At 46.7% G+C, this 7,599-nt stretch carries 7 protein-coding genes; 2 read left to right on the top strand and 5 right to left on the bottom strand.

All coding sequences use genetic code 11. The annotated features are described in order from the left end of the window. Nucleotides 1–84: 84 nt before the first annotated feature. Together IEX81_RS16070 and IEX81_RS16065 are read left to right on the top strand one after the other, a co-directional pair. The gene (locus IEX81_RS16070; protein ID WP_188805160.1) at nucleotides 85–249 is read left to right on the top strand and encodes a hypothetical protein; all 165 of its coding nucleotides are present in this window, start codon (nucleotides 85–87) and stop codon (nucleotides 247–249) included. A 306-nt stretch (nucleotides 250–555) separates the two neighbouring features. Further along, nucleotides 556–2,184 carry a S53 family peptidase gene (locus tag IEX81_RS16065; RefSeq protein ID WP_188805158.1) on the top strand — a complete coding sequence of 543 codons (1,629 nt, stop codon included), beginning with the start codon at nucleotides 556–558 and terminating at the stop codon, nucleotides 2,182–2,184. A gap of 792 nt (nucleotides 2,185–2,976) precedes the next feature. Here the strand turns inward: IEX81_RS16065 and IEX81_RS16060 are convergent. The 5 genes from IEX81_RS16060 to IEX81_RS16040 all read right to left on the bottom strand — a co-directional run bounded on the left by IEX81_RS16060 (nucleotide 2,977) and on the right by IEX81_RS16040 (nucleotide 7,467). After that, nucleotides 2,977–4,206, bottom strand: coding sequence for an MFS transporter (locus IEX81_RS16060; RefSeq protein ID WP_188805156.1), 1,230 nt, complete (start codon nucleotides 4,204–4,206; stop codon nucleotides 2,977–2,979). A 68-nt stretch (nucleotides 4,207–4,274) separates the two neighbouring features. Next, nucleotides 4,275–4,895 carry an ArsR family transcriptional regulator gene (locus IEX81_RS16055; protein ID WP_188805155.1) on the bottom strand — a complete coding sequence of 207 codons (621 nt, stop codon included), beginning with the start codon at nucleotides 4,893–4,895 and terminating at the stop codon, nucleotides 4,275–4,277. Between the two features lie 111 nt (nucleotides 4,896–5,006). Further along, a complete protein-coding gene (locus tag IEX81_RS16050; RefSeq protein ID WP_188805152.1) occupies nucleotides 5,007–5,465 on the bottom strand; it encodes a DUF2231 domain-containing protein in 459 nt (152 codons plus the stop codon). A gap of 60 nt (nucleotides 5,466–5,525) precedes the next feature. Continuing rightward, the gene (locus IEX81_RS16045; protein ID WP_188805150.1) at nucleotides 5,526–6,794 is read right to left on the bottom strand and encodes a sensor histidine kinase; all 1,269 of its coding nucleotides are present in this window, start codon (nucleotides 6,792–6,794) and stop codon (nucleotides 5,526–5,528) included. Then, nucleotides 6,787–7,467, bottom strand: a complete 681-nt coding sequence (locus IEX81_RS16040) for a response regulator transcription factor (protein WP_188805148.1) — start codon at nucleotides 7,465–7,467, stop codon at nucleotides 6,787–6,789. The genes IEX81_RS16045 and IEX81_RS16040 overlap by 8 nt, the downstream gene beginning before the upstream one ends. Nucleotides 7,468–7,599 lie beyond the last annotated feature (132 nt).

The raw sequence follows: 7,599 nt of genomic DNA, 5'->3' as shown, positions 1-7,599 counted from the left end.
TAAGGGGAAGGCTTTCCCTTTTCAATTGTTTTTTGAATCTATTTACACAAGATTATTTAAACACTCTTAGCATTGGAAGAAGCTGTGAAAGTAGGAATAAAAGAGGCAATTGTAACATGCAGCACAGATAACATATCTTCAAAAAAAATTATCGAAAAGAATAATGGAGAGTTATTAGGAATTATTTTTGATGAAAAGGAAAATGAAAATCTGTATAAATATCGTATTGTGCTATCTAATGACAAATGATTAAAGCACTGATTAGGAGTATAACAGCATAGCCGCTGTCTTGTCATCTTAAATAAAATGCTTCGAGGCAACAGAAAAGTGCTCTGATCGGCGGACAGAGCACAGCGGTACACAAGGATCAATCTGTAAATAAGTAGGTTTTGTACTGGAAACGATAAAAACTTTTTTTGGTGATTAAGATTTATCGGGTGCTTTCACGTAACAACATCGCGAAGCGGTTGTATAATTGACATAACCTCTTTGTCGTTTCAAGTCCCGGAAAACAGACTCATTTTAAGATGAGTAAGTTAAAAAGGAGGATGTTGTATGAGCAAAGATGATCGCTTATCCAATGGACAAGATGCCAAGGACAAAGTACAGCTTTCCAAAAGTGAACGTGCCCCGCTTCCAAGAGCTCAAAGAGTAGGTCCTGTCGATCCTGAAGAAAAAATGACGGTCACTGTTCTTCTGCATCGGCCGCCCATTGATGCAATGCTTGCGAAAACGGAGATTCCCTCTTTGACAAAAAAGAACTACCTCAGCCGTGAAGCGTTTGCGGCCGCCTATGGCGCGAAACAAGAGGATATAAGAAAAGTAGAGCGATTTGCGAAGGATCATGAACTGATCGTTTCTGAAGTGAACGCTGCTGCCGGGACCATGCTGCTAAGAGGGACGGCAGCCTCCTTTAACCAGGCGTTTGATGTCGAACTTGTAAAATATAAGCATCCGAATTTTACTTATCGGGGGCATCGCGGACCGGTCACGATTCCGTCTGAACTTGAGGGAATCGTTGAAGCTGTCTTCGGTCTGGATAACCGGCCTCAGGTCAAAACTCACTTTCAGATTTTTCAGCAGAACAAGTTTTCGGTGCGTGCTGAACAGGCGGGAACGTCCTATACACCGCCTCAAGTGGCGCAGCTCTATCACTTTCCATCAGATATCGATTGCAGCAAACAATGCATCGGCATTATTGAACTGGGCGGGGGCTATGCGGACGCTGAACTCCGGCAATATTTTTCTTCCCTTGGCCTTGCAGAACCGACGATTAAAAGTGTTTCTGTCGGGGGAGGAAGCAATCAGCCGACCGGAGATCCGAACGGAGCCGACGGGGAAGTGGTTCTGGATATTGAAGTGGCCGCATCTGTTGCTCCTGGAGTAAACATAGCCGTCTATTTTGCTCCAAACACCGATGCAGGATTTCTTAATGCGATGAATAAGGCGATACATGATACGGAAAACAAGCCTTCCGTCATCTCGATCAGCTGGGGGGCTGCGGAAACTGCATGGACGGAGCAGGCCATGGCGGCAATGGATCGGGCCGCCCAGGATGCCGCGGCCGTGGGCGTGACGATCTGCTGTGCCGCGGGGGATCGCGGTTCGGCCGATGGGGTAAGCGATGGTCTGGTACACGTCGATTTTCCAGCGTCCAGTCCCCACATGCTCGCATGCGGAGGCACAAGACTCGAGGGGAACGGGGTGACCATAACCAGCGAAACGGTTTGGGACGATGGCCCTGACAGCAGTACCGGCGGCGGGATCAGCGACTTTTTCACGCTGCCCCAGTGGCAAAATTCGGCGCAAGTTCCGCCCTCTGCAAACCCTGGTGGTAAATCAGGGCGCGGCGTTCCTGACGTTGCCGGTAATGCCGACCCCGTGACTGGCTACCAAATTTTGGTAGATGGGCAGCGAACGGTCATTGGTGGAACAAGTGCGGTGGCTCCGCTCTGGGCCGGACTGATTGCTCTGATCAATCAGCAGCTCGGCCACCCGATCGGATTTATACAGCCCGTTTTGTACAACCCGTCCGCACGCTCCGCCCTGCGGGACATCACTCAGGGAAACAACGATTCCAGCCGGATAAAAGGAGCCTATACTGCCGGACCAGGATGGGATGCCTGCACAGGTCTCGGGAGCCCCGTCGGAAATCAACTGTCCGGCATATTTCAGAATCAGTAAAAATGAATGGAACAAGACATCGAGCGGGGGCGAACAGTTACCCGCTTTTACTTATTGAATACTGATTCCAAGGATAGCGGTTTCTAATCTTCAGCAGAATATATCGGCCGTTGTGAGAAAGTATCGGTCGTCGTAGGCGATTTATCGGTCTTGAGCGGAAAATATCGGTCGTCGTGAGGATATATCGGTCTTGAGCGGAAAAATCGGTCGTTGTAGGCGATTTATCGGCCTTGAGCGGAAAGTATCGGTCGTCGTAGGCGATAAATCGGTCTTGAGCGGAAAATATCGGTCATCGTAGGCGATATATCGGTCTTCAATGGAAAATATCGATCGTCGTGAGGCTATATCGCCCTTCAGCGAAATATATCGGCCATTATCAGCGGTCTATTGCCTTTAGCAGATTTCAATCGTGAACCAGTGAAGGAAAAGCCCTGATTTCTGTAAAAGGCATGAGGTTATCTGAGTTTTAGCAATTAGCTAAAGTCGGTGCTAGGGAGCGTGGTGAATCCATTGAACGCTTTCAGCAGATCAAGAATTTTTCTGCGCGACGGATCAGCCAGTGCTTTAAACACAGCATTGTTCAACTGTTTGATCACTTCTTTCCAGAGATTGCTATATTTAGCTAATTAACTAATCACTTATATTAAAAGTATATCAGATGGGTGATTGATGGCAAATTTATTGAGACAGCAAATAAATGTTTTTTATGAACATCGCGGTAATTGCCGGAAAACTTGGGCCGGGGGAATCATGAAACCGGGAGAAATATAATTTGATCCTGTTTGCACCTGTTCAGATTTGCTTTAATTTAGCAGAATCAATCGAGGGCAGGCTGCGAAGCGACCGGATGCATAAGACATAGACGGCAAAAAAAATCATGCTGAAGCTGAGCAGGGTGTAAATGACCGAACTTCCGAACTTGCTTGCGAGCAGACCGCCGATGAGTGCGCCGGCAGGGCTGAGAGAGATGGAAATACTGGAAGTGACCGTGAAGCTGCGTGCAAGAAAATTCTCCGGAACGGTATTCTGAAGAAACGAGAAGGAGAGGACGTTGATCGCACCTATGGTACTAAAAGCTGCACCTAGAAAAATTGCTTTGAAGAGGAAAATCGGAATGATCGCGGAAAGAAGCCAGCATACCGACCCAAGAGAAAAACCGACGATCATAAAAGCGCCGAAGGGACATTTCTGGAACGGATTCGCCATTAGCGCACCGGCTAGTGAACCGATGGACAGTCCTGCGAGCAGAAATCCATACATGCTTGATCCGCCAATGCGGTCGGCGTAGGCGGGCAGAATGGCAACAAGCGCGTTGGTCGCAAAATTAAGGGGAGCGGAGCCAATGAGGAGCTTTCCAACGACCGAATGCGTGATAAAAGAAAAACCTTCTTTAAGATCGGTAAAATAATGACTGACCGCATTCGGAACAGGCTGTCTTTCTTTAGGGGCCAATTTGGGTAATTTAAGTCCGGCAAAAAGCAGAGCGGCGATCATGAATGTTGCGATATCGGCCATATAGAGCATCACGGCACCGATGAGAGCGACCAATATCCCGCTGATCGCGCTGAACATGATCGTCGATCCTTCATAGGCAAAGGACATTAGCGAATTTCCTTTCACGCGAGCGTCCTTTGGCAAGATTCTTGGAAGAAGCGCGTTTTCTGCTGGAAATGAAAATTGATTAAGAAAGGAGACGATAGGCATAATGAACAGAACCAGCAGGACTGAAAGTTTGCCGGTCAAAAAAGCAATCGGAATGAAACTCAGCAATAGGGCCTGGGTCAGCTGCGAGAAGATTAATAACTTCTTTATGGAGCTTCGGTTAACAATTGGCCCGGTCAGGAAGGACAATGCCGACGGAAATGTGGTCAGAAAGCCGGCCACCCCGGAATAGAACGCGGAGCCGCCAAGCTTATAAACCAGCCACATGGCAGCAATGTAATACATGCTGTCACCAATATTCGTAATAAAGCGGGCGGAGAGAAGAGAAACAAAATTTTTATTTTTGAATAAATCAAGCATGAAGATCACTCCTGTTAAAAATAATTTATCGGTAAAAATAATTTTACCATCGACTAAAAAAACTCGTTTCAGTTCCCTTCTTTCTTTTCTTCGTCCAGGCTGAACTGAGATTCATCAACCTGAAAAGCGACCCTGGACAAGATGTATGTTTTCGAAAGGGAATCCTTTTCATCGTTCTTACAGAGATCGTCGAATTTTTTCATGAGCTTCTGATATTCATCCAGACACTGGATAAAGTGCTCTTCAGTCATTTTGCCGATCATATAGGTTGCCTGGGCTTTTTCGATTCGTTCGTCATTCTTTCGGTCAAAAGAAAAGGCTTCCTCCGGTGCCGACAAAGCAAACGCGCGCGTGCGGTCGATCATGCTGAGTACAATCTGCCTGTACGTTTCATCAACATCTTTTTTATGCGGAAGCAATGAAACGTCGGGAAGAAATCCATGGGCAACAGATCGATAAAATTTCTGGACAATTCCGTTAATCTCTTCTTTTCTTACTAATTCGATCAAGTGATTTTTCTCGAGCTCACGTAAATGATAGTGAATACGCGCCCGTGATAAACCAACTTTTTCTGCCAGCTGCTGGCCGGTATAAGGCTTTTCGATCAGGAACATCATTAATTTAGCTCGGAATGGATCACTCAGTATCTTCAGTTGGTTGAGATCTTTTATGATTAAGGAAGATTTCATCAGAGCATCACCTGTAAGTTTAATTTTATCGGTTAAATTTATTTTACTGATAACAGAAAATAAATTCAAGCACATCTAAAACGAATGTGCTTGAATCTTTTACAGAGTCGTTTAATTTTGTGCCGATATGGAAGAAGCGGTGGGGGTGGAGTGCTTCTGTATGTAGACCATTTCACCGCCATAATGGCCGGTCAATGCCAGCGTGATCGATCCAGTGATGCAGAAAATAAGTACAAGCGGCATGAATATACGCCTTTTGATAAAGTAAATCAATACTCGTGCGCCGAGGGCTGCACCGAAAAGAAGCATGGTTACTGTCGCGTATATTTTATGAGTGCGGACGACTGCTTGGTAGGCATTCCCCCAGTGGGTGCTGGCAAATTGCTCGGCCCCGTCCCCGCTCAGAAAGGCCGCGCACCCGGATACAAAACCAATGGCAAGTAAATATAAGGCCGCTTTATCAAAAAAGTCTTTCTTCCATATAACTGCAATAATCTGCGTCACGGTCCCCAGAATTAAAAGAGCAATGGGAAAGTGGACAAGCAGAGGGTGAAGCGGTGTTCCAAACATTTGAATCCTCTCCTTTTTTTACAGGGTAAGCATACACAAGTAAACTGAAAAACAACTGAATTAACCGAATGTCTTCAAAATCGGAAGCATCACTTGAAAAGTTGTTCCCTTATCAGGCACGCTTCTCAGGTCAATCCGGCCATTATAAGCTTTAATAATTTCATGGGCGATCGACAGTCCGAGTCCGCTTCCTCCGCTCTGACGGGCCCTGCCTTTTTCGACCCGATAAAAGCGTTCAAAGATATGCTTCTGGTCTTCTTCAGGAATTCCGACCCCTGAATCTTCAACAGAAAAACAGAACTGCTGCTTTTTTTCATCTGCCCATATTTTCAGAGCGATCAAGTCGTGCCTCTGCGTATACTTCAAAGCGTTATCCAAAAAAATAGTCAGCAGCTGCCTGATTTCGATCGGATTTGCATTCAGGAAAACGGTTTTTGCAGGCAGAGTAAAAGAGAATTTCTTTTGCGCGCCGCCTGCCTTCTGGCTGTAGTAGGGAATAATGGACTGAGTCAGCTGGTCAAGCGGAAAATCCGACTTTTTTGATGCCAGAGTGTCGCGGTCAGCACGCGCGAGAGCCAGAAGATGGTCGATCAGTGTATTCATCTCGGAAACTTCATCTTTTAAATCTCTAAGTGTTTCCTTCGATGATTCGGACAGGCGATCTTTTTCTTCGGCTTCGAAAAATTCGAGTGAAGCGGAAAAAACGCTGAGCGGCGTCCGCATTTCATGGCTCGCGTCGGCGACAAAGGCCCTTTGTCTCTCATAGTTCCGCTTAACCGGCAAAACGGCCCGCCTGGCAAGAAAATGGGCGATGATAATCGAGAGTCCGGCAGCGCCCAGCCCGAGCGCAAACAGGGTCCTGAACCAGAGTTCGATCTGTTCGTGCGTCCGGTTAACTTCCTTGGCGACCACAATATAGCCGATCTGGCGCCCTTCTTCCCGTACCGGTTCCATCGCGTAAATCAGGAGCGGTTTTTCATGGCGGGACAGCTGAATATTCATAAGCCCTGTATTTTGACCGTCGCGCAGCTTATCAGTCAGATTATGGCGCAGGTCGTCAGGAAGCGCCCCTCTGTAGACAACATCCTTCCCGTTATTCGACAAAAAGGCGAACAGCTGCAGCGAATGCTTGAACACCCCTCCTTCGAGACGCTGGGTCTCTGCATACTCCGAAGCCTGGTCGTGGGCAATATCGTCAACTTGCCAGACAACAGACTGGTAGATAAAGTTTTTAAAGACGAAAAACAGGATGATGAACAGAACGGCAAGAGTAAGGAAAAAGCAGAGACTGTATGTGAAGGTCAATTTTCGCTGAAGGGTCTTAAACATGGTCTTCCACCCACATGTAGCCTAAACCGCGTATGGTTTTTATGTAACTGTTTCTTTTGGACTGACCCAGCTTTTTTCGAAGCAGTTTGACATATGCTTCCATTGTATTAAAAGTCACCTCGCTGTCTTCTTCCCACACTCTGGCGAGTATGTTTTCTTTTGAAAGGACTCTCCCGGTGTTTTTTACAAAATAGACGAGCAGCTGAAATTCGCGCGGTGTGAGTTTGAGCGGCATGTCGCCCTTTTTGGCCAGATGATTGGTGAGATCGATACTCAGATCATGGGTTTTTAGAATGTCGTGATCGATCGGGAAAAAGTTGCGCCTTGACAAGGAACGGATACGTGCAAAGAGTTCTTCGAATGCGAACGGTTTCATCATGTAATCGTCCGCACCCGCGTCAAGCCCGCAGACGCGGTCATCCAGTGAACCTCTCGCTGTCAGCATTAAAATCGCACCGTTGTACCCATCCTCGCGGAGGGCCTTGCTAACCTGAATCCCGTCACGTTCAGGGAGCATCCAGTCTAGAACGATGACATCGTAATCCCCGGTCAGGGCCTGATCAAGAGCGCTGATCCCATCCTCAACCCAGTCCGCTGTGAACTGTTCTTTTTTTAACATTTTTAACATTAATTTTCCAAGGCGCTGATCGTCTTCTGCGAGCAGTATTTTCATGTTCCTATCCCTCATTCATTTATCAGATCCATAATTTAGTATACCATTCGTTTCTATTTATGGAATCCGGTCCGGATCACGTCGCGCAATCCTTTTCTTTCAATAGAATGTTGAGTTTGCTATAATTTAGGG

The organism is Sporolactobacillus putidus (assembly GCF_014647035.1).
Taxonomy (GTDB): domain Bacteria; phylum Bacillota; class Bacilli; order Bacillales; family Sporolactobacillaceae; genus Sporolactobacillus; species Sporolactobacillus putidus.
This window is presented reverse-complemented; position numbering and strand designations above follow the sequence as displayed.